Genomic DNA, 24,588 nt, shown 5'->3' with positions numbered 1-24,588 from the left:
GGAGGTTATGACATTACGAAAAGCCACGCCGCAGGAAGCCGAAACACTCTGGAACATTCGCAACCAGGCGATTCGTCACGGCTGTAAAACCAGTTACGATGCCGACGTCATTGCGCGCTGGACGCCGGATCTCATGCCCGAACGCTATCGGCAGATGGTCATTGAATACCCTTTTTACGTGGTGGAAGATGAAAAGGGCGACGTTGCGGCGACCGGCTATCTGGATCTGGATACCCACTGTCTGGAGGCGATATTCACCTTGCCCGCGGCATTCGGTAAAGGCATGGCGACCCGGATTATCGAGGCGCTCAAAAATGAAGCCCGTAGCCGGGGGATAACCCGTCTGAGGCTGGATGCAACCCCTAACGCACAGTCGTTTTATCAGACGCTGGGGTTTATCACGCTGCGCGAAAACTATCATCATTCGCGTATGGCGGGGGCTGATTTACGCTGTTTTGAAATGGCGATCGACTTGTAATGTGAGGAACACATGGCCGTCACGGTAAGACCTCTATGCGAAAACGATTATTCCCAATGGCGACCGCTGTGGGATGGCTATACCCATTTTTATGATTGCTACCTCGAGGAACCCGTCACCGCAGCGACGTGGGAAAGGGCGCTCTCAGCGCATTCACCGATGTTCTGCCGGGTGGTCGAGAAGGACCAAAAGGTCATCGGTTTCGCGATGTGTATTCTGCATGAAGGAACCTGGTCTACCGCGCCCATCTGCTACCTGGAAGATCTGTTTGTTGATGCCGATGAACGCGGGGCGGGAGCAGGTAAAGCGCTCATTGACGCCCTGATTGAGGAAGGCAAGCGCGAAGGCTGGTCAAAACTGTACTGGGTCACCCGGGAGAACAACCCGGCGCGTAAACTCTATGACAAATACGGTGAGGCTGACGATTACGTCCGCTATCGTCTCTCCATCTAAGACTCCAGCACCTGTGTTTGTATCACACTGTATCAAGGTCCCGGATACATACACAGGCTTGCAATAAACCCGCTTTCGCACATATCCGCTATACACTGCAGTGTTGTTATATCCCCGTGAATTGTAATCAACCGGAGATATCAACATGTTTAGCAAACTCGCATACTCGACCCTTGCACTGACCATTTCTCTTGGCACCGTGATGTCCTGTCAGGCCGAAGTCACCGGCACGAATGTCGCGGCCGCCTTTGATCATCCGCAGCAAATTAACGCCGGCGATCTGAACGTCGGTTATGTCGACCTCGGCCCGAAAGACGGTCAGCCGGTTATTTTACTGCACGGCTGGCCCTATGATATTCACAGCTACGCCGAGGTTGCACCCGCACTGGCGGCAAAAGGCTATCGGGTGATTGTGCCTTCTCTGCGAGGCTACGGCACCACGCGCTTCCTGTCAGCCAAAACGCCGCGCAACGGCCAGCCTTCAGCCATGGCGAAAGATATTGTGAACCTGATGGACGCCCTGAATATTAAGCAGGCGGTATTTGCAGGATATGACTGGGGTGCCCGAACGGCAGATATCGTTGCGGCGCTGTGGCCCGAGCGCGTTAAGTCACTTGTTTCAGTGAGCGGGTATCTCATCAGCAGCCAGCAGATTGGCAAACAGCCGTTGCCGCCAAAAGCGGAGCAGCAGTGGTGGTATCAGTTCTACTTCGCCACCGCGCGCGGTGCTGAGGGCTATGCGAAAAACACGCATGACTTCGCCCGTTTAATCTGGTCTCAGGCATCGCCTGACTGGAAATTTAGCGATGCTGTCTTTAACGCCAGCGCCAAATCCCTCGACAATCCGGACCACGTCGCCGTGACGCTCAGCAACTATCGCTGGCGCTTAGGGCTGGAAAAAGGTGAGCGCAAATACGACAGCTACGAGCAGAAACTGGCCACGCTGCCGAATATCACCGTTCCAACGATCACCATCGAAGGTGGGAACAACGGCGCGCCGCATCCTGCACCGCAGGCCTATGCGGGTAAATTTACCGGTAAGTACGAGCACCGCACTTTTGGGGCCACCGTAGGGCACAACCCGCCTCAGGAAGATCCGCAGGATTTTGTTAAGGCCGTTGTTGACGCTGACAAACTCTGAAATGTGCTATTTTCAGTACGTTACCCTTCGGTCTGGAGATTTCGGTGGAGCATATTGATCATATCCTTGTCGTCGATGACGACAGGGATATTCGTGAACTGATTGTCGATTACCTTGCTAAGTCTGGTTATCGCGCGACGGGCGCGGCCAACGGCAAAGAGATGCGCATCGTGCTGGATAAACAGCATATCGACCTGGTTGTGCTGGATGTCATGATGCCCGGCGATGACGGCCTTACGCTGTGTCGAGAGCTGCGCGTCGGGAAACATAAAGATCTCCCCATCCTGATGCTGACGGCGCGCAACGAGGAGACGGACAGGATCCTGGGTCTGGAGATGGGCGCGGATGACTACGTGGTGAAACCATTTGTCGCCCGCGAGCTGCTGGCGCGTATCAAAGCGATTTTACGGCGTTTTCGCACGATGCCGCCCAATCTACAGGTGACGGAAGCAGGGCGGCTAGTGATGTTTGGTGAATGGCAGCTCGATACCGTCGCTCGCCACTTAATCGATCCGGAAGGGGTAATTGTGGCGCTCAGCGGCGCGGAGTATCGGCTGCTGCGCGTTTTCCTTGACCATCCGCAGCGCGTGCTGACCCGTGACCAGCTGCTCAACCTGACGCAGGGGCGAGACGCCGAGCTGTTCGAACGCTCAATCGACCTGCTGGTTAGCCGGGTTCGCCAGCGTCTCAACGAAGATGCCCGCATGCCCGCTTATATCAAAACCGTGCGCAGCGAAGGCTACGTTTTTACGATGCCGGTGACCATCAAAGAGGTTAACTAATGAGGCTCTGGCCACGCTCGCTGCTGGCCCGTTTGCTGCTCGTCGTGCTGGCCGGTCTGCTGCTGGCTAACGCCCTGAGCCTGACGCTGGTCATGGTTGAACGCATGCACAGCGCCCGCACGGTGATGCTCGGTAATCTGGAAAACGATGTCGCAACCAGCGTCTCCATATTAGACCGCTTACCGGCCAGCGAACGTGCAGCCTGGCTGCCTCGGCTTGAACGGGGTAACTATCGTTATATTCTGGGCACAGGGGAACCAGGCGCAGCGCCGACGGATAAGCGTTCGCAAGATGCTATCCGAACCTTAAACGCGACGCTTGCCGCGCATTACCCGCTTAGCTTTACCGCGGTTCCCGGCGCCATTTCGCATATTCAGGCCCATCTTACGTTACGCGATGGCGCACCGTTGACCATTGACCTGATCCCGCGCATGCCGCCCGTCGCCAGCTGGCTACCGGTCGTTCTCATCCTGCAGCTGCTGGTTCTGGCTGTCTGCTCCTGGATAGCCGTGCGGCAGGTCGTGCGGCCTTTTTCACACTTTACCCGCGCGGTGGATGCGCTGGATCCGGCGGCCAGCACGCCAATGACGGAAAAAGGGCCGCTTGAGGTGCAGCGGGCAGCGCATGCCTTCAACGCCATGCAGGCGCGCATTCAGTCTTATCTCCGGGAACGCGCGCAGATCCTGGCCTCGATTTCTCACGATCTCCAGACGCCCATTACCCGCATGAAGCTGCGAGTCGAAATGGCCGGAGAGCCTGAACTTCGCGACAAGCTCCTGAACGACCTTGAAAACATGTCTCGTCTGGTGCGGGAGGGCATTGCGTATGCCCGGTCATCGGAATCACTGGAGGAGACGTCGCTTAAGCTGGAGCTGAACGCCTGGATCAACAGCATCGCCTGCGATTACCAGGACATTGGTAAAAACGTGCACTTTCAGGCAGGCGAAGCCCGCTTGCCCATCGTCACGCGGCCGCAGGCGCTTCGCCGGGTGATGACCAATCTGCTGGATAACGCCCTCAAATTCGGCGAGCATGCTGCGATTTCAATAGACGATTCATCAGACAGCGAGGTCATTATTCACATTGTGGACGATGGACCGGGGATCCCCGAAGCCGAGCTTGAGGCAGTATTACAGCCGTTTTATCGGGTTGAAACCTCGCGCAACCGCGAGACTGGCGGGACAGGACTCGGACTGGCGATCGCCGCGCAGCTCACCGCTCAGCTGGAAGGAAAGCTCAGGCTGGCGAACCGTAACGGGGGCGGGCTGGACGTCTCCATTACGCTACCGCGCCGTGAGTAAAATTGTACGGCTTTGTATCTCCCTACCTGGGCGATACAGATCCAGACAAAACCCTCGCATTTACACATATCCTGAACACATCCGCACGCTGAAATAGCCTCACTGCAGCGTCGCAGGACTTGTATTGTGAGGTTTCTATGTTTCTGGTAATCGCTTTTCTGGGTGGGATGATAAGCCTGCTCAGCCCGTGTACGCTCCCGGTTATTCCACTTTTGTTCGCCGGTTTCCAGGGCCAGCGTCGGCATATTCTGGCCCTGCTGGCGGGGATGATCGTGATGTTCACCCTTGTGGCGATGGCCGTCACCGTCGCCAGCGAGTGGATCGCAGAGGCAACTATTGTCGGGCGCTGGATCGCGCTCGTCATTCTGGCCACTGCCGCGCTAGCCTTAATTTTTCCGTCTTTCGCCCAGCGTATTGCGGGACCGGCCGTCAGCGCGGGTAATGTTCTCAACACCCGAAGCGGGCAAACGCGCGGAATGGCATCGGCTTTTCTGGCCGGGCTTGCTGTAGGACTGCTCTGGTCTCCCTGCGCCGGTCCCATTCTGGGTGCGATTTTCGGCATTAACATTGCGGGGCATTCCGCTATTACCACCGGCGCTCTGCTGGCCGCCTATGGCAGCGGATGCGCAATGATGCTGGGATTACTCGTCATTGGAGGCCGCACGCTGATGGCACCTTTAAGGGCAAAATCGGCGCTAATGGAAAAGCTGCGACAGGGTGCAGGCGTTGTGATGTTAGCGACCGTCGCATTTAACGCGACGGGGATGACTTCGCTGCTTAAAGGGGCAAACGGCGTCTCGGACCGTCTTGAAACCGCGATTTTAAATCTGACGAAACCCACAGCCACGCCGGTGAAGCTTGAGCCGGTAGTGATGACAGAGCCCAGCAGTCAGCTGCCTTCGCTCAACGGTGGAACAGGGTGGGTGAACGGTGACCCTGTCACGTCTGAATCGTTACGCGGGAAGGTTGTACTTATTGATTTCTGGACGTGGGACTGCATTAATTGCCAGCATACGCTCCCCCAGGTGCGGGAGTGGGCCACTAAGTACCAACCGCAGGGTCTGGTGGTGATCGGAGTTCACACCCCGGAATACCCCTGGGAAAAACCGCTTTCGTCGGTTAAAAATGCGGTGAATAAATGGCAACTGCCGTATCGGGTGGTCACGGATAACAACTATAAAATCTGGAATGCTTTCGGCAACCAGTACTGGCCAGCGCATTACTTTTTTGATGCCAAAGGGCAGCTGCGCTATACCGCCTTTGGCGAGGGTGACTATGAGCAACAGGAAAAGGTTATCCAGCAGTTGCTCAAAGAAGCCCGGTCATAGCCCGTTCAGGGCTGGCGTTGAGCCACGATAAACAACCGGGGGAAAGCCAGCAGTATCTGCCCGTTTTCCTGAAGCGGATACTGCTCTTCCAGCAGTTCATGGTAGCGTTTCAGGAAACGTTTCTGCTCGCTTTCATTCAGTTCCTGGAGCCAGGGCCGCAGGCCGGTGGCGCTTACCCAGTCAATAATGGCCTGATGAGAACTCATTTTGTGATAATAGGTCGTCCGCCAGATATCCACGTCACAGCCAGCCTCCGACAGAATATCGTAATAAGCATGTACGCCTGGAAGAGGCTCGCGGCCACGGTCTGGGTAGTCTTGCTCAAGCGCCACTTCACGCATCGCCACATGGGTCGGTTCCAGCCAGTTGTCAGGCATCTGGATCGCCAGTACGCCATTTAGCTTAAGCAGGGAGACAAGATGCGGCAGGAGATCGTAATGGTCCGGAACCCATTGCAGCGACGCGTTGGCATAAATCAGGCCCAGCGGCTGGCCAGGCTTGTACTGACGGATATCGGCCTCAATAAAGTGGCAGTCAGGTAAGGCTGCGCGTGCTTCCTCAAGCATGGCAGGGGAGTTATCGACCCCGGTAATGTGAGCAGAAGGCCAGCGATGCTTCAACAGCGCCGTGCTGTTTCCTGGTCCACAGCCCAGATCGGCGATGGTAGCGATCTCATCCAGAGGAATTCTGGCGAGCAGTTCTGCAGCTGGACGCGTTCTTTCTGCGCCAAATTGCAGGTAAAGAGAAGGGTTCCAGTCGGCCATCATCAATTCTCCGTTTGGCATGCTTCTGCAAGAATAGCACAGGCAGGCGCCTTCAAAGCGGTACGGGAGAGGTTAAGGGCAGATGAATTCCGCAGATTCTGTGAAACAAAAGAGAGGAAAAAAATAAGCAAATAGAAATATTACCCCTTAAAGGATTAAGGGGCAATGTTTTTATTGTAATAATTTTATGATTATTGTTTTTTAATATTTTATCGGCAAAGTGCTTCTTATGTTCTGTACCCGAAACTTTAAATATTAGATAATAATCGATGGGTATATCCCTGGTGTTTCATAGGTCTTTGACCTCCTGACCGCTTAGTTTTGCGAGAACTTCGTGGTCAGGTACTTTTTAAGTATAGGGAATATGCGGCACAATGAAAGCTGTCCTAAGAGACAGGTGAAACTAGTTTCAGGTGTTATTATCAGGAACATGAGAATGAATTCTGTCATTGAATTTTTTTTACACGACTACGATGATTTACCACCAGCATTAGCGCGCGAACTCTACAGACTCAGAAGAAAAACTTTTCGGGACCGACTCGACTGGAAGGTGGAATGCGTCGAAGGTATGGAAAAGGATCAATTTGATTCCCATAACACGACATACTTACTGGGTATGTATGATGGGCAGCTGCTATGCGGCGCGCGATTTATTAACGCAACGCAGCCGACAATGATAAGCGAGATCTTTCACAACTATTTCGATAATCCCATTGTTTTTCCAGCAGATGTTCCCTGCTGTGAAGTGAGTCGTTTATTTTTAGATAAAGAAACACGAGACTCCGCAAGCCTGCAGGGCGTGCCCGCCAGTAAAGCATTGTTTCTTGCAATGATTATTTATTGCATTAAGAATAAATATCATGGGATGTACGCAGTAGCCAGCCGTGGTATGTATGCCATATTTCGCCATGCCAACTGGAAAGTTGAGGTTATTCAGCGCGGTGTTTCTGAAAAAGGGGAGGTTATTTACTATATTTACATGCCTGCCAGCATAGGCATTATTGAAGACATTATTAGCAAAGATAAATCCAGTCACTGGCTTCGCGAAATGCTCGAGCATCTACACCATTTATAACCAGTGGCTGAGGCTTACTCCTCCAGTAACCGGAGTTCCGTTCCAAGTTTTATTGCGTGTCTGGCATTATTCACACCGAGTTTTTTCATTATATTGCCCATATGGAATTTAACGGTGCGCTCAGCAATAGATAAAATAACAGCAATTTCTGCGTACGTTTTCCCGGCACTGACCCATTTAAGGATTTGGCGCTCACGTGGCGACAAGAAAACATTCTTTTTCTGCTGATGCTGACTATACAGATTGAGTGTCTTCTGATGTAACTGAACAAGGAAGCGTAGAAATTGCGGCCGATACTTCTCTATGTCAATGCCAGAATGCTTAGGACTGATGACGGATAAGACAACAAGATTATTCAGATAGTCATGCAGAGGAAACGTCTGTCCCTGGTAAATATCATACTGGACACTTTCGTCGAAAATGCGTGTCAGGTTATAACCATCCGACAGCACGACATCACTTTCCCAGAAAAAATCTTCAACACAGCGCAAAGCCCTAATAATGACAGGGTCAATGAACTGGTATTTTCTTTCAAGGTAGATATTAAACCACTCAGGGCTATTATTGATTATCCTCATCTGTGAAGGATCTTTCTTGTTCATAATAGCGTAGGCGAAGACGATCCCTTTGAAATCCTCAAAAAACGCGTCAAGCTCACTCTGAATTAGCGTATTGATCGTTATGTCGTTGTAATATGTATCCTTCACGTGAGATGCTGCCTCCTGTTCGAATGGAGGAGCAAGTATAATATGCTTCGTTATCCGTAGCGAGTCGCATTTTAATCCAGACAACAGATAAGACAGGCTACCTCAGCGGGCAGCCTTGTGAACGTTTGGCATTTTTGAATGGTAAATGCAGATGACTCAGGGAATTGTTGATGATTTTATCGAATTGCGAAATCGTTCACTAAATATAGTAGGCTGCAAAATTTAGGAGGTTTTCCCTTTTCTTACGCGTAACGTACCAGCGTACCGTTTACATACGTCTATAAATCAGGATTTAAACCAGTAGGTTACAGAATACCTTTAAGGGCAACATGATACAGCAGCATGATGGTTTTACCGTCGACAATCTTGCCCGTTTCAATGCTGCGTAAAGCCTCTTCAAGGGTCATTTCCAGCACGTCGATATCTTCTCCTTCAGCCTTGATCCCGCCGCCTGCGCTGGTTCTGTCATGTGGTTGGTACTCGGCAAGATAAAAGTAGAGTTTCTCCGTGACGGAGCCTGGGCTCATATAGGCTTCAAAGATTTTCTGCACGCGCGAAACGTGAAATCCGGTCTCTTCTTCCGCTTCTGCTTTAATGCGGCTTTCGGGATCCATGTTGTCCAGCAATCCTGCTGCTGCCTCAATTAAATCGTCTTCATGGCCGTTGATAAAGACAGGGAAGCGGAACTGGCGCGTCAGGATCACCGTCTTTTTCTCACGGTTATAGAGTAGAATCGTCGCGCCGTTGCCACGGTCATAGACTTCCCGATGCTGGCGCTGCCATTCACCATCACGCCGCTGCAGGTCAAAGGTGTATTTTTTGAGGATGTACCAGTTGTCTGACAGGGTTTCACTGTCGATGATGCGCACATCTGCACGTTTTGATTGCACGAATGTCCCTCCTTACGTAGAGTAATGATCATAAACAGCATCATCATGCATGTTCAGGATAAAACATGCAACATCAGGAATTCACCATGCTCACCAGTCAGCGAAAACAATTGATCCTTGAGAAGCTGGGTGCCGAAGGTCAGGTACAGTCAAAAGCGCTCAGCATTCTCTTTGACGTCTCTGAAGACACCATCCGGCGCGATCTGCGCGAGCTGGCGGCAGAAGGGCGTTTGCAGCGTGTTCACGGCGGCGCGCTGCCGTCATCTTCCGCTATTGCTCCGTTTGCCGAACGGCAATCCGTGAAGATGGATGCGAAAAAAAGGGTGGCCCGAAAAGGGGCACAGCTAATTTCATCAGGCCAGGTGGTGATTGTCGACGGTGGCACGACAACCTCCGAGCTGATTACGTTTTTCCCTCCTGACTTGCGCATCACCGTGGTGACGCACAGCCCGAGCATTGCTCTGGGGCTCGTTGATCATCCTTCCATTGAGGTGATTTTGATCGGCGGACGCTTGTATAAACATTCAATTGTTGCGGTCGGCGCTGCGGCCATCGAAGGCATAGCGAATATACATGCGGACCTATTCTTTATGGGCGTGACCGGCATTCATCCTGACGCGGGGCTGACAACCGGTGATTTCGAAGAGGCATGCATCAAACGTGCATTTTCCAGCAGAGCCGCGGAGACGGTTGTTCTGGCTTCTCCGGAAAAGATCAACACCGCGTCTTCGTTTGTGATTGGCGATGTGTCTTCGGTAAATACCATCGTCGTTGAAGACGGTACAGATAAGGACTGGATCCGCGCGGTATCGGAAAAGGGCGTATCCGTCGTGCTGACCTCAGATCGTGACACCCTCTGACAGCCAGCCTTTGACCACGGGCTGGCTGGCGTCCCGGATTAAGCTTCTGGAATGTTCTCAAGCGCGGTATAAACGATGAGACCATATTTTCGGGCTACTTCAATATCCATATCGGCGCCTTTAGACGCACCGGCAATACGATAAATCGCATCGCATTTAGCGATGAGCCGGTGAGCAACGGGGTACAGCATCGCTTCGCTGATTTCATCACCCACCGTTATTGAGCCTGCGGCTTTTGCCAGCGGCAACGCAAGCCATTCACCGATGACCGGAATGTGGCCACGCTGGTATACGGCTAATGCTGCGCTTTCGAGACGCGCCAGATTCTCATCAATTCGTGCCTGAACGCCATCGGTTCCGCTGCGATAGGGACCGGCAATTAAAATCAACTGTTGTGTCATAAATACCTCTGTCAGAGTTGTTGCATGAAAATGCACATTTACAGACGAGACTTTACGACATCACTGGCCAGAAATACAGCTTTTCGTGCAGTATCGTGCAGAAAACCGCATGAGTAAATCGTTTTACGGGTTCTGAAAGACCCGTTGAGCTACTCGCTCTCCGGCGTATGGCACACGGCCTCGATGTTATGTCCATCAGGTGAGATGACAAAAGCGGCATAATAATTTTCACCGTACGAACGCAATCCCGGCCCGCCGTTATCACGTCCGCCAGCGCGCAGCGCGGCATGGTAAAAATCATCAACCTGCTGACGCGTATTAGCCACAAACGCCAGATGCAGGGGCGCGGGTTTGTCATTTGTATGGAAAAGGCAAAGTGAAACGTCCCCTGAGCTCATTTCAACACCATACTCCGGCGCGCCTTCATCGATGATTTTTACTCCAAGCGGGCGAAGTGCCTCGAGGAAGAAAGTTTTACTTGTTTCATAATCGCTGACGCCGAATTTCACATGATCGAACATTATCGACTCCTCAAAAGAGATAGAGAAATGAAGAGTATAGAAGGTGAGAGGAGTCGAATACGATAAAAGGCGTGTCAATGTGACAGGTATCTCTCTACATAGCAGACCGTTTCCGCCCAACAAATGTCCAGCGCAGGTAGTCGTAAATCCAGTTAAACAGTAACGTGTACGGCAGGAAAAACAGTACAAGACCGATCTCAACAAAAAATGCCTCAGTCACTGTAAGATTCAGCATAACCATCGCGACAGGAATTAGGGTGATGATGAGTCCCGTTTCGAAACCTACCGCATGGATCGCTCGAATGAGAAACGTCCGTTGAAAGCGGTATTTTTTCTGCAGCGAGTCGAAGAGTTTATTAAAAATAAAATTCCAGACCGTTGCGGTAAGGGCTGATATCACGGACAACGAGCCCGACTGGAGTACCGACACGTTCATCAGCCAGGCAAGAGACAGCGCGATAATAATGTTGGCCATCACTTCAAAAATGACTGCGTGGAAAATTCTCTCTTTAACACTTTTATTTAATTCAATTTCCATTTGCTTAGGGCTGCGTTTTTCAAAAGCTGAAGTATATCAGACATCGTTCAACCTTTTCATACAGGTTATGTTAAATGCAGCCCAGGCCCGCTAATGTGGAATGTACAGCTTCAATAAGAGCGGTCTGGGGCTCATGGCCCAAAAAGGAAATCAGTTTTGAATTATCCATTTCTATTGACTGCTCCCAGAGATAACGCATCTCCTGCATTTCATGAAGTGTGGTATTAAAGGGGCTTATCGCCGAGATAAGCCACCAGGGAAACGATTTCACCTTCGCCTGAATACCGGCACGCTCCGCGACGTGCTTTATGGCGGCAGTCATCGCTGTCCCGTCAGGATCCCAATGCCCGCGCATATGGAAACTGGCAAACGGTTCGAGTTCCTCCCGACGCGACAGCAGTGCAACGAGCGTTTCGGCGACATCCGGCAGATAAGCCCACTGGTGGCCTGCGCCGGTTTTCCCGGGGTTTTGAATTATCTTCGGTGGTTGCCCCGGTTTGACCAATCCCTGCGAAAACCAGTTATTGCCTGCATGGGGACCCAAAAAGTCACCTGCACGTAAAATCAGCACCTTTCCGCCACGCTGCGCATAGTCTGCGAGTTCCTGCTCCATTTGCACCCGTATAGAGCCTTTTCGGGTAAACGGATTCTGAGGAGAATCCTCGCGTAAGAGGGGAAAAGCATCCGGGCCGTAGTTATAAATCGTGCCCGGCAGAACGATTAACGCACCGATTCGCTCCGCTGCATTTATGGTGTTATGCAGCATGGGCAAAACCAGCTGTTCCCAGTTTCGATAACCCGGCGGGTTTACGGCATGGACAATAACGCTGCATTCGGACGCCGCTGCCTCAACCTGTTCTGCATTCTGCGCATCACCGCTTATCCACGAAATGCTTTTGTTGCGATCGTCAGTTTTCGGAGCGCTGCGGCGCAATGCACGCACATCCCATTCGTCACGGATCAATTTGCGGGCTATTTCGCCACCGATCCCACCCGTTGCGCCCAGTATCAGTACCTTATTTGTGTTTTTCATCGTTTGACCCTTATTGGATATCTGCTTGACATCATAATGACCGCACGGGCTAAATGTAATTGCATAATATAAGCCAGCAGGTATTCATTTTTGTATGAAGCTAAATATCCCGTGGGAATGGTATCGCACCTTTCTGGCCGTGATGAGGGAAGGGTCTTTGTCAGGGGCCGCACGCATGCTTGCCATTACTCAGCCAACCGCCGGACGCCATATTGCGGCGCTGGAGTCAGCCCTGGGGCTTGTTTTATTCACCCGTTCGCAGACAGGATTACAGGCCACGGATGCAGCCGTTGAGCTGAAGGGCCATGCGCAGGCGATGGAAAATACGGCCATGATGATTGAGCGGTCGGCAGCCAGTTTCAGTTCCGGCGCAACCGGATTACGAGGCATTGTGCGCGTCGCCGCCAGTGAAATCATCGGCACGGAGGTTCTGCCTCCAGTGATCGCACAAATAAAGGAAGAATACCCGCAGATAGTTATTGAACTGGTTCTGTCTAATCGCGTTCAGGATTTACTGAACCGGGAAGCGGATATTGCCGTACGCATGGCCACGCCGGTGCAGGAGCAACTGATTGCACGTCGGATGGGCAGGGTTGAAATAGGTCTTCATGCCGCGCCAGCCTATCTGTCACGATGTGGTGCTCCGGAAAGTATTGATGAGTTATTCACCCATACGCTCGTGGGTTTCGATAATACGACTCCCTTTATTTTACAGGCACTTAAACAACATCCACAGCTAAACCGTGAATTGTTTACCGTGAGGAGTGACAGTGATATTGCACAATTAAACCTCATTCGTGCAGGAGCCGGTATCGGTATGTGCCAGGTACAACTGGCCGATTTTTCTCCGCCGTTACAGAGGGTCATGCCTGATTTCTTTGCATTTCATCTCGACACCTGGTTGGTCATGCATGAAGATTTACGCCACAGCCAGGCCTGTAAAACGGTGTTTGATTATCTTGCGGAGGGTTTGCAGGCTTATATCAACAGGACAAAACGGTAAATAATAAGGCTGGGAAGAACAGTACCGTCAAACTGGCGTGCTATCTGCGTTTTAAGGAATGTGAAATGCGTAAGTTCAGTTCAAAGTTCTGATGCGGCAGATGAGCGTATTCAACACGGCCTTTGGTTGAGATGTTGAGCAAAAGCTGGATGCACATAAGATGGTCAGCTAAGACGCTTTAATAGTCCATCGGCATCCAGGCTAACGATGACCACAAAACGCCAGATTTCCCCTTATTTCATATAGGTGCGCATAATGTATATTATGTTAAATAAGTTATTACCGTAACCCCAGCATCATTCCCATCAGTGATATTCCGGCTTTACCCATAAAAAATGCCCCACTTTTAAGGAGCGTATCAGCAACGTCGCTCAACGCGAGACTTCTCTGTGGATTAATTCATTGCCATCTCGCGACGATGCTGTTCACCCTGCTCTTTTCGGACTAAGCATGCCCCCGTAAAAAGCCCGTACTTATTATCCAAGACGAGACAACTTTATTCTCGCCTCGTCCAGATGGCTGCGTAATGCTGCAAGACATGGCGCAAAATTGGCAGAAAAACGGCTGCAACCGTTGGCCAGTGCATAAAAGCACTCAGCCAGCTCCAGCGACTCATGCCAGATTCCTGTTTCGATCGCGTCGATCAGCGCAACCGGGCGAAGCGTATTCACCATTCCGCCACCTGACTTCGGCGCAAAGCCCATAGGCAGCATGTCATAGGCTGGCGCAAGATCGTAAGGCCGAACATGGGAACTGATAAACGACAGATTGCCGTGGTGCATATCGGTATTGCCGATCAGCATGCCAAACGTCCAAAGTCTTGCCGTACTGACGACCGCATCCGGGTGAACACAGCCCTGCTTTGCCAGCTCGTTCACCAGTACTGGCCAGGTTTCTCTTGCCCGACCGACAAACTCTGCCTCTAGCGCACGTAATGAAAAGAGTCCCTTACGACCAAGTGGTCCAGTGCGGTCGAACCGCGGGATCTCAAGGAAGCGCTGCCCACCAAAATCAAACACTTCTGTTTCGACGCCAAGCACGTTTAACGCCAGGTGTTCCGCCAGCAGAAGGTCTCGCCAGCGCTCACTGACAGGGTTATCGTCCGGTGCCGTGAATTTCACAATAACGTGACCACGTTTTGTGTAAGTACAGAATTTTGGCTGCTCGCCGCCTGCGGAGGAACCCGGTACATCGCCGGCGCTAACGGCCTGCGCCAGTGACGGATATGCGGTTGCCCGGTCCACTGCAACTGGCGACGGCATCTCAATAAAATGATTCCGAGCTTGTTCACCAATTATCAGGTTCCCTACTGCATCATGCCCATGGGCCAGCAGCGCCCTGATAACATCGGAGTCTGTCCAGTTTTCTGGATTTGCCGGCAGGCCAAGCTCGGATGAAAATCGGGAAGCATACGCGCGGCCAAGGTATCCCTGAGGCCGCATGTCAAACAACCACCACGGCAACCCGTCGCTGTGAAGGCATATATTGTCCGTTTGCTCCATGACAAATCCGTCTGGATAAACCGGTACGAGTTTGCCCAGCGGTTTAATCTGCCCCTCTTCCGTAATGCGGTAGACCGGGGCAGAACTGAATCCACGATGTGGATCGCGTAGCACATAGTGAATAGATGGACCGGAGCCAACGCGAACAACCTCATCGCCAAGTGCTTTAATCGATCGCGAAACGGTAGGCTGGCTAATACTCATTATATCAGTGAGTTGCCTTACCGATACAGGGCCTTGCCTCAGCAGTTGTCGTAGCGTTTCGGATCGATTTTTCATGGCATTGAATCGCTTATTGAATAAGTTATTGAATAGCTAATTTATCAGGTGTTGACCCCTCTGTCATGTTCTGCAGCGGCTGCCTTTGCTTTAAGCCTGCGCAACCAAATCAACTTATACGCCGCAGGGATAATAAACAGCGATAGCAGCGGAGCCGTGATCATGCCGCCAATCATTGGCGCCGCTATCCGGCTCATGACTTCTGATCCGGCACCGGTTCCCCACAAAATGGGCAGCAGACCGGCAATAATCACCGCGACGGTCATCGCCTTTGGCCGCACGCGCAGCACGGCGCCATGATAAAGGGCGTCATCAAGTCCCTGTACGGTGAAGGTTTCCCGATGGGATAACGTCGGATGCGCTTCAACGGCATGACGCAAATACATCAGCATGACCACCCCAAATTCTGCCGCCACCCCGGCCAGAGCGATAAAGCCGGTGCCGGTTGCCACAGACATATGGAAGCCCTGCCAGTACAGGAACCATATCCCCCCGACCAGGGCGAACGGCAGGCTCATCAGGATCAGCAACGCTTCATCCACGCGACGGAATGCCAGATACAGCAGAATGAAGATGATCATCACCGTCATCGGTACCATTAGCTTCAGTTTCTTGTTGGCGTGCTCGAGCAGTTCGAACTGTCCGGAGAATGACACGCTGGTACCCGGTCTCAGCTTTACGTTCTGACTGATGGCCGTTTTAATGTCGTTCACTACGGACACCATATCCCTGCCACGGGCATCAATATAAATCCAGCTTGCAGGTCGGGCATTCTCCGTTTTTAGCATCGTGGGGCCGGAAACCACGTTGATATCCGCCACATCACCCAGCGTGATCTGCTGTTTCATCGGCGTCAGGATCGGCATCTGCCTCAGCGCGGTCGGGCTGTTTCGGTAGTCCTGAGGATAGCGAATATTAATCGGATACCGTGCGACGCCTTCCACCGTTTCTCCCACCGTCGCCCCGCCGATGGCCGTGGAGACGAACAGCTGCACGTCGCCCACCGTCATCCCGTAGCGGGAGGCTTTTTCCCGGTTGATATCAACGTTAATGTAGCGCCCGCCTCCCAGACGTTCAGCCAGGGCTGACACCACGCCCGGCACCGTTTTAGCTACCGCTTCAATGCTCTGCGCCGTGGCGTCGATATCAGCCAGAACGGTACCTGACACCTTGATGCCAATGGGGCTTTTAATCCCGGTTGAAAGCATATCGATGCGGTTGCGGATGGGCGGAACCCAGAGATTCGCCAGGCCAGGTAAACGAACGGTCTTGTCGAGTTCGTCAACGATCTTGTCAATCGTCATTCCGGGTCGCCACTCATTCTCAGGCTTAAGCTGAATGGTGGTTTCGACCATTTCGAGCGGCGCGGAATCCGTTGCCGTTTCGGCTTTGCCGGTCTTGCCGAAGACAGAGGCCACTTCAGGGACTGTTTTTATTAACTTGTCCATGGTCTGTAAGAGCGCGGCCGCTTCTGCCGGAGATACTCCAGGCAACGTCGACGGCATATACAGCAGGTCACCTTCATTTATCTTTGGCAGGAACTCGCCGCCCACCTGGCTAAGTGGCCAGATCACCGTGAAGATGGATAAAGCCGCAATCAGCAGGGTTGTTTTAGGCCAGTGGAGCACCCTAATCAGAAGCGGATGGTAGGCTTTAATAAGCAACCTGTTCAATGGGTTACTGGTCTCGGCGGGGATTTTACCCCGGATCCAGAATCCCATCAGAATGGGGATCACGATGATGGCCAGCGCGGCCGCCCCTGCCATGGCGTACGTTTTGGTGAAGGCCAGTGGACCAAACAGCCGCCCTTCCTGTCCCTCGAGGGTAAAGATGGGAATGAACGACAAGGTGATGATCAGCAGGCTGATAAACAGCGCGGGGCCAACCTCTACAGAGGCGTTGGTGATGACCTTCCAGCGGGTGACGTTGTCAATCGGCTCCCCCGGGTGGCGGTGGTCCCACTCTTCCAGCCGTTTATGCGCATTTTCAATCATCACGATGGCGGCATCCACCATCGCGCCGACGGCAATGCCAATGCCTCCCAGCGACATGATATTAGCGTTCAGCCCCTGGAAATGCATAACGATAAAGGCAATACATAGGCCAAGCGGCAGAGAGATAATTGCCACCAGCGCCGAGCGAATGTGCCAGAGGAACAACGCGCAGACGATGGCCACCACGATAAACTCTTCGAGAAGCTTGCCGCTCAGGTTATCAATGGCCCGGTCGATGAGCTGGCTGCGATCGTAGGTAGTCACAACCTCAACGCCTTCCGGCAGGCTGGCCTTCAGCGTCTCCAGCTTGTCTTTCACCGCCGTTATGACCTCGCGCGCATTTTTGCCTGAGCGCAGGATCACCACCCCACCAGCAACTTCCCCCTGCCCGTTCAGCTCGGCAATACCGCGCCGCATTTCCGGCCCGGTTTGTACGCGGGCAACATCACGCAGGTAAATCGGCACGCCGTTCTCACCGGTTTTCAGGACGATGTGATTGAAATCATCAATGGTCTGCAGATAGCCGCTGGCCCGGACCATATATTCCGCTTCCGCGAGTTCTACGGACGATCCCCCCGCTTCCTGATTAGACGACTCAAGGGCCTGCTTAACCTCCGGCAGGCTGACGCCGAACTGCGCCAGCTTTAACGGGTCAACCTGAATCTGATACTGCTTCACCACGCCGCCGACGGAGGCCACCTCGGCTACGTTCGGGATAGTTTTTAGCTCAAACTTCAGGAACCAGTCCTGCAATGATCGCAGCTCGGCGAGATCGTGTTTTCCGCTGCGGCCCACCAGCGCATACTCAAATATCCAGCCTACGCCCGTGGCGTCCGGGCCGATTTCCGAGTTCACGCCGGCAGGGAGTTTGCCCTGAACCTGATTCAGGTACTCCAGCACGCGCGAACGGGCCCAGTACAAATCGGTGCCATCTTCGAAAATGACGTACACGTACGAATCACCAAACTGCGAAAAGCCGCGCACTGTCTTTGCGCCGGGAACCGACAGCATGGTGGTGGTGAGTGGATAGGTCACCTGGTTTTCAACAATCTGCGGGGCCTGGCCGGGATAGCGGGTTTTGATAATCACCTGCACGTCAGACAGGTCGGGTAAGGCATCGACCGGCGTGTTGATAATCGTCCATGTGCCCCAGACGCTGAGGAACAGCGCCCCCATCATGACCAGGAAACGATTGGCGACTGACCGTCGGATAATCCATTCAATCATCATCGTCTCCTTAATGGCCAGAATGGGCGTCGTCAGGGGTTTCAGCGTGGCGCATGCGCTCCAGCGCACCGGTAATATTGGCCTCCGAGTCAATCAGAAACAGACCGCTGACCACCACCGACTCCCCCTCCTCCAGCCCGCTACCAATGCCGGACTGCTGCTGAGATTCATGCAGAACGTGGATCCTTTTCGGTACAAAATTCCCGTTAGCGTCAACGGTAATAACGCGCTGCTCTTTGCCGGTATCGATAACGGCCTGAGACGGAATCAGCAGCATTTCCTGACTGTGGGTATTAAGCTTCAGGTAGGCATTCATGCCCGGTTTCAGCAGCTCATCCCTGTTGGAGACCTGCAGGCGCAGTTGCAGCGTACGGGTGGTTGGATCCACGCTCGGCAGAAGACTCCATTTTTCAACCGGGAAGGATTTATCCGGCCAGGCCGGTATCGAAATAGCAAACTGCGAGGTATCTTTCAGCAGATAAGCAATGGACTCAGGGACCGCCGCACCGATCCAGACCGGATCCATCCCCTGAATTTGTGCCACGACCTTATCTTTCGAAATATTCATCCCGGTACGGAGGTCAAAGGCCGTAATCACCCCGTCGATCGGCGCCCTGATGGTAAACCGGGTCTGGATCGTGCGGGTCGCACGCAACCTCTGAATATCCTCATCCGGCATACCCGCCAGCCTAAGCCGTTCCAGAACCCCTTTGATTTGCGTCGGCGTTCCGCCGGTGCCGGAGAGCAACAGGAACTCGCTCTGCGCTTCGACCCAGTCCGGAATGGTAATATCAATCAGCGGCGTTCCTTTCTTCACCTTATCGCCGATCGTCAGCGGGTAGACTTTCTCAACGAACCCTTCCGCGCGCGCCTGCACAATGACAAACTGATAGTCGTTATAGCTGACGTTGGCCGGGAGCGTCTGGGCATAATTCAGCGTTCCGCGCGTCACCTTTTGCGTTTTTAATCCTAAATTCTGGACCTGGGTCGGATCGATACGGATACCGTCACCGCTTTTATCGTTATTTTCGTCCGCATATTTCGGGACCAGATCCATATCCATAAACGGTGATTTACCGGGCTTGTCGAATTTCACGTCAGGCTTCATCGGGTCATACCAGAAAAGGACCTTTCTTTCCGCAACGCTATTTGCTGTTTTTTCAGATGAATGAAACGCCTGCAAAGCCGTCACGGATATCAGCCCTCCCGCAATAAGGCTGCTGACTATCATGGCAGCATATTTTATTTTGAATGAGGCCATGCCGTTTCTCGCTATTTAATGCTCTTTAGTAAAGAGATATTGCCCTGCTGAACAAATGAAAAATCAACGTGACTGCCGACCTTTAAGGCGTTGATGCTCTCGTCAGCCTGAATAAAGGTGAAACGCATGGTCATCGCGGGCCAGCCAATTTCCGGGATGGCTTCATGAGAAATCGTCACTTTTTTGTTCGTCAGATCAATGTCCTTCACGATGCCGGTCGCGGTGATGAGCTGCTCTGAGGTCGCTTCGCTGGTAGAATTCATCCCCTCGTGCTGATGAACCTCAGCCTGGAGACTGGCAGAAAACATAGTAATTGCACCAAATACAAGAGCCTTAAGAGAATTGCGCATGCTTATTTTCCTGTTTAATTAAATGAGGTTATTCGACCCAACCGCCGCCCAGCGCGGTGAAGAGATTAATTTCATTAACCTGTCGGGCATAAATAAGGTCGAGAATATTTTGCTGTGTAGCGAAAAGAGAACGTTCCGCGTCCAGAACTTCGATATAGCTGACTGCACCGCTGGAATATAACCCTCCTGCACGTTGAAGAGTAATGCGGAGGGAATCAAGATACCGCTGCTGCGCAGCAAGCTGCTGGTTGATGCTGTCCCGCAGCGCGAGCGCGTCGGCAACCTGTTTGAATGCGGCCTGTATTTTTTGTTCGTAATTAATAACCGACTGCTGCTGGCGAATTTCGGCCAGCTTCAGGTTGGCCTTATTCCTGCCCGCATTGAAAATGGGAATGTCTATTTTAGGAATAAAATTCCACATCCCGCTCCCTGACGTGAACAGGCTGGATAATTCCGTACTACCTGTGGAAAGCCCGCTGGTTAGTGATATGGACGGGAAAAAGGCGGCACGCGCGGCGCCAATATTCGCATCGGCCGCTTTAAGCTGGTATTCCGCCTCCATAATATCCGGGCGCTGCAGCAGTATTGCTGAGGAAAGATGGGGAGGCAGTTTTACCGGCGCAACGTCGCTGGCATTCATGCCGCTGTCGCCCGGGAGCGCGCGATACGTGCCGAGGACCAGCTGCAGGGCATTATTGGCCTGCGCCAGCTCTCCCTCTCGTTTCGCAATATCTGCCTGCGTGCTTTCGATCTGTCCCCGGGCCTGTTCCAGCGCCAGGACGTTCGTACTGCCCGTCACCAGCTGCTGCTCAACGAACGCATAAGACTGCTGGTAATTTGTCAGCGTTTCCCGCGCAATACGCAGCTGTTTATACGCCAGCTGCTGGTTGAAATAGCTCTGGGAAACGTTAGAGACGAGCAGAATATGCACCGCGCGACGGGCCTCTTCGCTGGCGAAATAGTTTTGTCGGCCGGCCTCGCTCATGTTCTTCAGCTTGCCGAAGAAGTCGAGTTCATAGCTAAGCGCAAGGCCCGCGTCGTACTGCTGCGAAGTCGGTTTGTCACTTTTCAGTCCCCCGCTGTACGTGATACCCGCGGATCCATTCAGCTGCGGATAACGATCCGCATCCGTCACGCTGAACTGCGCCCGCGCCTCTTCAACCTTCAGGGCGGCCATTTTTACATCGCGATTATTGTTCAGCGCTTCCGTAATCAGCCCGGCTACCTGCGGGTCGACGAAAAAGTTGCGCCAGCCGGTGTCCTGATACCCCACCATCGCGGACGTCAGGCCGTTGCGCGAAAGTGAAAACTGCTGGGGTACCGGTGATGCCGGGCGCTGGTATTCGGGGGCCAGCGAGACGCAGCCCGCCAGGATAAATACCGTACTGATGCTGAGTCGTTTTAACAGGAACATAGCGGTTCAAATGAAGTCCAGAGTATTTTTAGGGCTACTCTACTGAACGCTTCCTGTTTGACGGGTGACGGGATAATGACAATGTTGTCATTTTTAACGTAAGTCATAGTGAACGGTTGCGGGCTCCATAGAATGTCATCAGCAGCCAGTCAGGGGAGCAAGATGAAAATACTGATCGTTGAAGATGAAATGAAAACCGGTGAATACCTCAGCAAGGGGCTCACTGAAGCGGGGTTTGTCGTGGACCACGCTGTTAATGGCCTCAACGGCTACCATCTCGCCATGACCGCTGAATACGATCTGCTGATTCTGGATATCATGCTGCCCGATGTGAACGGCTGGGACATTGTCCGCATGCTCCGCTCTGCCGGCAAAGGGATGCCCATACTGCTTCTGACGGCTCTCGGTACGATTGAACACCGGGTTAAGGGGCTTGAGCTGGGCGCGGATGACTATCTGATTAAGCCTTTCGCCTTTGCCGAGCTGCTCGCCCGGGTCAGGACGCTGTTGAGGCGCGGAAATACGGTGATCGCGGAAAGCCAGCTTCAGGCGGCTGACCTGACGGTTGACCTTGTTTCGAGAAAGGTCAGCCGTGCCGGAAGCCGCATCCTGTTAACCAGCAAAGAGTTCAGCCTGCTGGAGTTTTTCATGCGCCATCAGGGGGAAGTATTGCCCCGCTCCCTGATTGCCTCCCAGGTATGGGACATGAACTTTGACAGCGACACGAACGCGATTGACGTTGCGGTAAAGCGGCTGCGCGCAAAGATCGATAATGACTTTGAACCGAAGCTGATCCAGACGGTGCGCGGCGTGGGCTATATGCTGGAGGTGCCGGATGCGCGTTAAGCCCCTCCGACGCCCGTTCTCGCTTGCGCTGCGGCTGACCTTTTTTATCAGCCTCTCCACGATACTGGCCTTTTTCGCCTTTACCTGGTTTATGCTGCATTCCGTCGAGAAGCACTTCGCCGAGCAGGATATCAGCGACCTGCAGCAAATCAGCACCGCGATGCACCGCATCCTGCAGTCACCGGCCGATCCTGACCAAAAGAAAATCAGCAAGATCAAAGAGTCGATCGCCAGCTACCGCAACGTGGCCGTCCTGCTTCTGGATCCGCAGGGCAATACTCTGTTCAGCTCGGCGCAAGGAGCGGCACTGCGCCCGGCGATGAACACGGCGAACTTTAGCGAACACCGTCGTGCACAGGATGTGTTTCTCTGGACGGTAGAAGACCCGGCCAACCCCATGCACGCCGGGTCCGACATGAAAATGGAAACGTACCGGATTATCGCCTCCTCAGGCACGGCGAGGCTGCAGGGCAAAACGCAGGGCTACGTGATGCTGATCGGGCTCTCCATTAATTTTCATCTGCACTACCTTGAGGCGCTGAAAAAAAACCTTCTGGCGATTGCCGCCGTTATCAGCCTGCTGATTATTCTTGTCATCCGCATCGCCGTGCGCCAGGGACATTTGCCCCTGCGTAACGTCAGCAACGCCATTAAAAACATCACTTCCGAAAATCTTGACGCGCGGCTGGAGCCGTCCCGCGTCCCCGTTGAGCTGGAGCAGCTGGTCATCTCCTTCAACCAGATGATCGAAAAGATTGAAGATGTTTTTACCCGTCAGGCTAACTTTTCCGCCGACATCGCGCACGAAATCAGAACTCCCATCACCAACCTGGTGACGCAAACCGAAATCGCGCTGAGTCAGAACCGTTCTCCAAAGGAGCTGGAGGATGTGTTGTACTCCAGCCTCGAAGAGTACAACCGGATGACCCGCATGGTCAGCGACATGCTGTTCCTTGCGCAGGCGGATAATAATCAGCTTATCCCGGATCGGGTGATGTTTGATTTAAGCGCCGAGGTCATGAAGGTGTTTGATTTCTTCGAAGCCTGGGCGGATGAACGCCACATCGCGCTGAAATTTAATGGAATGCCCTGCCTGATAGAAGGCGATCCGCAGATGTTCAGAAGAGCAATCAATAATCTGCTCTCCAACGCCCTGCGCTATACGCCGGAAGGGAAAACGGTAACGGTCTCCATCAGAACACAGGATAACGACGTTGAGCTGGTGACAGAAAACCCCGGTACGCCGATCCCGCAGGCGCATCTGTCGAAGCTGTTTGACCGTTTTTATCGCGTCGATCCGTCCAGGCAGCGTAAAGGCGAAGGCAGCGGCATTGGGCTTGCCATCGTGAAGTCCATCGTCACGGCGCACCACGGAAAAGTCCGCGTGGAATCGGATGCGGTGTCGACGCGCTTCATCCTCACCGTGCCGGGAAAGGTTGCCTGAGCGCTCAGCGCACGGAACGGCACACCTCCAGCACTTTCTCTCTGAGCCACCGGTGCGCCGGGTCCTGCTCCATGCGCGGGTGCCACATCTGTGACACCGTGATGGTCCTGGTCTTAAAGGGCAGTTCAAAGACGTGTACGCGCTCGGTCATCGCCTGATTGAGCAGGTACAACGCAGGCACCATGGCAATCAGATCGGAGGCCAGCGCCACGGATAACGCCGTCGGAAAGCCGGGCACCACGCTGGCGATCTTGCGTTTCATCCCCCGTTCTGCCAGCGCGTCATCGACAGACCCATGCAACGATCCGTTCGGAGAGGCCACCACATGGCCCCAGGCGATATAATCGTCAAGGCTGACATCATGCCGTAATGACAGCGGATGCCCCTTGCGCACCGCGCCAACAAACCGATCCTGAAAGAGCCTTTGCAGCCGTATTTCAGGCCCCATATTGTTCTGCACGCCAATCTCCAGATCGACAAGCCCCTCGCGCAAATAGCGCGACGTTTTTTCAGGTTTCGGCGAAAAACGAATACAGACGTCGGGCGCCACCTCCGCCACCGCCGCAATAAGTAGTGGCCCAAATGCCACCACAAAACCGTCGTTGGCCCGGATGGTGAACAACCGTTCGAGATTTTCCACCTTCAGCGTGTCGGTGGAGGGCTGCAGAACCGCCCTTGCCTCGTAGACGGCGCTTCTGGCGCGGTCCCGGGTGGCTTCGGCCCAGGGCGTCAGCACCATATGACGTCCGGCCCGCACCAGGATCGGATCGCCGGTCACCTCCCGCAGCCGGCTCAAGGTGCGGCTCATGGCGGAGGTGCTCAGGCTTAAACGTCGCGCCGCGCCCGCCACGCTGGCTTCTGCCAGCAAAACGTCGAGCGCAACCAGAAGGTTAAAATCAGGATCGGACACGGTTGCTCCTCAGATATGGCGTTATGTGCAATGATTAAGTGCAAATGCTGCGTCTTCCGCCCTATATACCGCATGATTATAGTTTC

24 protein-coding genes are annotated in these 24,588 nt (G+C 53.2%); 11 read left to right on the top strand and 13 right to left on the bottom strand.

What is annotated here, in order from left to right:
- The first annotated feature begins 7 nt into the window (after positions 1–7).
- From UR504_RS00865 to UR504_RS00840, 6 genes are all read left to right on the top strand, one after another.
- Complete coding sequence (locus UR504_RS00865; protein ID WP_288461606.1) at positions 8–478, top strand: GNAT family N-acetyltransferase; 471 nt, start codon at positions 8–10, stop codon at positions 476–478.
- Between the two features lie 12 nt (positions 479–490).
- Positions 491–931 (top strand): GNAT family N-acetyltransferase, encoded by a 441-nt coding sequence (locus UR504_RS00860; protein ID WP_302235001.1) that lies wholly within the window; start codon positions 491–493, stop codon positions 929–931.
- Positions 932–1,076: 145 nt separating this feature from the next.
- Complete coding sequence (locus UR504_RS00855; protein WP_274243157.1) at positions 1,077–2,072, top strand: alpha/beta fold hydrolase; 996 nt, start codon at positions 1,077–1,079, stop codon at positions 2,070–2,072.
- A gap of 44 nt (positions 2,073–2,116) precedes the next feature.
- Entirely contained in the window at positions 2,117–2,854 is a 738-nt protein-coding gene (locus tag UR504_RS00850) for a response regulator (protein WP_274243159.1), read from the top strand.
- Positions 2,854–4,155 (top strand): ATP-binding protein, encoded by a 1,302-nt coding sequence (locus UR504_RS00845; RefSeq protein WP_320739155.1) that lies wholly within the window; start codon positions 2,854–2,856, stop codon positions 4,153–4,155. The genes UR504_RS00850 and UR504_RS00845 overlap by 1 nt, the downstream gene beginning before the upstream one ends.
- A 137-nt stretch (positions 4,156–4,292) precedes the next feature.
- Positions 4,293–5,483 carry a cytochrome c biogenesis protein/redoxin gene (locus UR504_RS00840; RefSeq protein WP_302235006.1) on the top strand — a complete coding sequence of 397 codons (1,191 nt, stop codon included), beginning with the start codon at positions 4,293–4,295 and terminating at the stop codon, positions 5,481–5,483.
- Between the two features lie 5 nt (positions 5,484–5,488).
- Here UR504_RS00840 and tam read toward each other — a convergent pair whose 3' ends face one another.
- Positions 5,489–6,247 carry a trans-aconitate 2-methyltransferase gene (tam, locus tag UR504_RS00835; RefSeq protein ID WP_111964735.1) on the bottom strand — a complete coding sequence of 253 codons (759 nt, stop codon included), beginning with the start codon at positions 6,245–6,247 and terminating at the stop codon, positions 5,489–5,491.
- Positions 6,248–6,683: 436 nt separating this feature from the next.
- Here tam and UR504_RS00830 point away from each other — a divergent pair, with 436 nt between their 5' ends.
- Complete coding sequence (locus tag UR504_RS00830; RefSeq protein WP_127730890.1) at positions 6,684–7,322, top strand: acyl-homoserine-lactone synthase; 639 nt, start codon at positions 6,684–6,686, stop codon at positions 7,320–7,322.
- Between the two features lie 14 nt (positions 7,323–7,336).
- On the opposite strand, the gene UR504_RS00825 is transcribed toward UR504_RS00830, so the two are convergent.
- Positions 7,337–8,029 (bottom strand): helix-turn-helix transcriptional regulator, encoded by a 693-nt coding sequence (locus UR504_RS00825; protein ID WP_127730892.1) that lies wholly within the window; start codon positions 8,027–8,029, stop codon positions 7,337–7,339.
- A 305-nt stretch (positions 8,030–8,334) separates the two neighbouring features.
- Positions 8,335–8,919: a GDP-mannose pyrophosphatase gene (locus UR504_RS00820; RefSeq protein ID WP_127730894.1), complete on the bottom strand. Its 585-nt coding sequence runs from the start codon at positions 8,917–8,919 to the stop codon at positions 8,335–8,337.
- 86 nt (positions 8,920–9,005) lie between these two features.
- Here UR504_RS00820 and UR504_RS00815 point away from each other — a divergent pair, with 86 nt between their 5' ends.
- A complete protein-coding gene (locus UR504_RS00815) occupies positions 9,006–9,779 on the top strand; it encodes a DeoR/GlpR family DNA-binding transcription regulator (RefSeq protein ID WP_302235044.1) in 774 nt (257 codons plus the stop codon).
- 38 nt (positions 9,780–9,817) lie between these two features.
- Here the strand turns inward: UR504_RS00815 and UR504_RS00810 are convergent, their stop codons facing one another.
- From UR504_RS00810 to UR504_RS00795, 4 genes are all read right to left on the bottom strand, one after another.
- Positions 9,818–10,180 (bottom strand): DUF4406 domain-containing protein, encoded by a 363-nt coding sequence (locus UR504_RS00810; RefSeq protein ID WP_115875067.1) that lies wholly within the window; start codon positions 10,178–10,180, stop codon positions 9,818–9,820.
- A 149-nt stretch (positions 10,181–10,329) separates the two neighbouring features.
- Positions 10,330–10,701 (bottom strand): VOC family protein, encoded by a 372-nt coding sequence (locus UR504_RS00805; protein ID WP_115875068.1) that lies wholly within the window; start codon positions 10,699–10,701, stop codon positions 10,330–10,332.
- Between the two features lie 94 nt (positions 10,702–10,795).
- Entirely contained in the window at positions 10,796–11,239 is a 444-nt protein-coding gene (locus UR504_RS00800) for a PACE efflux transporter (RefSeq protein WP_115875069.1), read from the bottom strand.
- Positions 11,240–11,309: 70 nt separating this feature from the next.
- Positions 11,310–12,272 (bottom strand): NAD(P)H-binding protein, encoded by a 963-nt coding sequence (locus tag UR504_RS00795; protein ID WP_320739154.1) that lies wholly within the window; start codon positions 12,270–12,272, stop codon positions 11,310–11,312.
- Positions 12,273–12,366: 94 nt separating this feature from the next.
- On the opposite strand from UR504_RS00795, the gene UR504_RS00790 reads away from it, so the two are divergent.
- A complete protein-coding gene (locus UR504_RS00790; protein WP_320739152.1) occupies positions 12,367–13,275 on the top strand; it encodes a LysR family transcriptional regulator in 909 nt (302 codons plus the stop codon).
- A 476-nt stretch (positions 13,276–13,751) separates the two neighbouring features.
- Here the strand turns inward: UR504_RS00790 and yjjJ are convergent, their stop codons facing one another.
- The 5 genes from yjjJ to UR504_RS00765 are packed head-to-tail and all read right to left on the bottom strand — an operon-like array spanning position 13,752 to position 21,302.
- The gene (gene yjjJ, locus UR504_RS00785) at positions 13,752–15,056 is read right to left on the bottom strand and encodes a type II toxin-antitoxin system HipA family toxin YjjJ (RefSeq protein WP_320739151.1); all 1,305 of its coding nucleotides are present in this window, start codon (positions 15,054–15,056) and stop codon (positions 13,752–13,754) included.
- 44 nt (positions 15,057–15,100) lie between these two features.
- The gene (gene silA, locus UR504_RS00780; RefSeq protein WP_302235046.1) at positions 15,101–18,277 is read right to left on the bottom strand and encodes a Cu(+)/Ag(+) efflux RND transporter permease subunit SilA; all 3,177 of its coding nucleotides are present in this window, start codon (positions 18,275–18,277) and stop codon (positions 15,101–15,103) included.
- 10 nt (positions 18,278–18,287) lie between these two features.
- Positions 18,288–19,538 carry an efflux RND transporter periplasmic adaptor subunit gene (locus UR504_RS00775; protein WP_302235012.1) on the bottom strand — a complete coding sequence of 417 codons (1,251 nt, stop codon included), beginning with the start codon at positions 19,536–19,538 and terminating at the stop codon, positions 18,288–18,290.
- A gap of 11 nt (positions 19,539–19,549) precedes the next feature.
- Positions 19,550–19,888 (bottom strand): cation efflux system protein CusF, encoded by a 339-nt coding sequence (cusF, locus tag UR504_RS00770; RefSeq protein WP_302235013.1) that lies wholly within the window; start codon positions 19,886–19,888, stop codon positions 19,550–19,552.
- Positions 19,889–19,916: 28 nt separating this feature from the next.
- Complete coding sequence (locus UR504_RS00765) at positions 19,917–21,302, bottom strand: efflux transporter outer membrane subunit (RefSeq protein ID WP_302235014.1); 1,386 nt, start codon at positions 21,300–21,302, stop codon at positions 19,917–19,919.
- A gap of 162 nt (positions 21,303–21,464) precedes the next feature.
- Here UR504_RS00765 and UR504_RS00760 point away from each other — a divergent pair, with 162 nt between their 5' ends.
- Positions 21,465–22,148, top strand: coding sequence for a copper/silver response regulator transcription factor (locus UR504_RS00760; protein WP_127730916.1), 684 nt, complete (start codon positions 21,465–21,467; stop codon positions 22,146–22,148).
- Positions 22,138–23,592, top strand: coding sequence for a Cu(+)/Ag(+) sensor histidine kinase (locus tag UR504_RS00755; protein ID WP_302235017.1), 1,455 nt, complete (start codon positions 22,138–22,140; stop codon positions 23,590–23,592). The genes UR504_RS00760 and UR504_RS00755 overlap by 11 nt, the downstream gene beginning before the upstream one ends.
- 4 nt (positions 23,593–23,596) lie before the next feature.
- Here UR504_RS00755 and UR504_RS00750 read toward each other — a convergent pair whose 3' ends face one another.
- Positions 23,597–24,502, bottom strand: a complete 906-nt coding sequence (locus tag UR504_RS00750; protein ID WP_127730920.1) for a LysR family transcriptional regulator — start codon at positions 24,500–24,502, stop codon at positions 23,597–23,599.
- Between the last annotated feature and the right edge of the window lie 86 nt (positions 24,503–24,588).

The organism is Enterobacter sp. 241F3, assembly GCF_034106785.1.
Taxonomy (GTDB): Bacteria; Pseudomonadota; Gammaproteobacteria; order Enterobacterales; family Enterobacteriaceae; genus Enterobacter; species Enterobacter vonholyi.
This window is presented reverse-complemented; position numbering and strand designations above follow the sequence as displayed.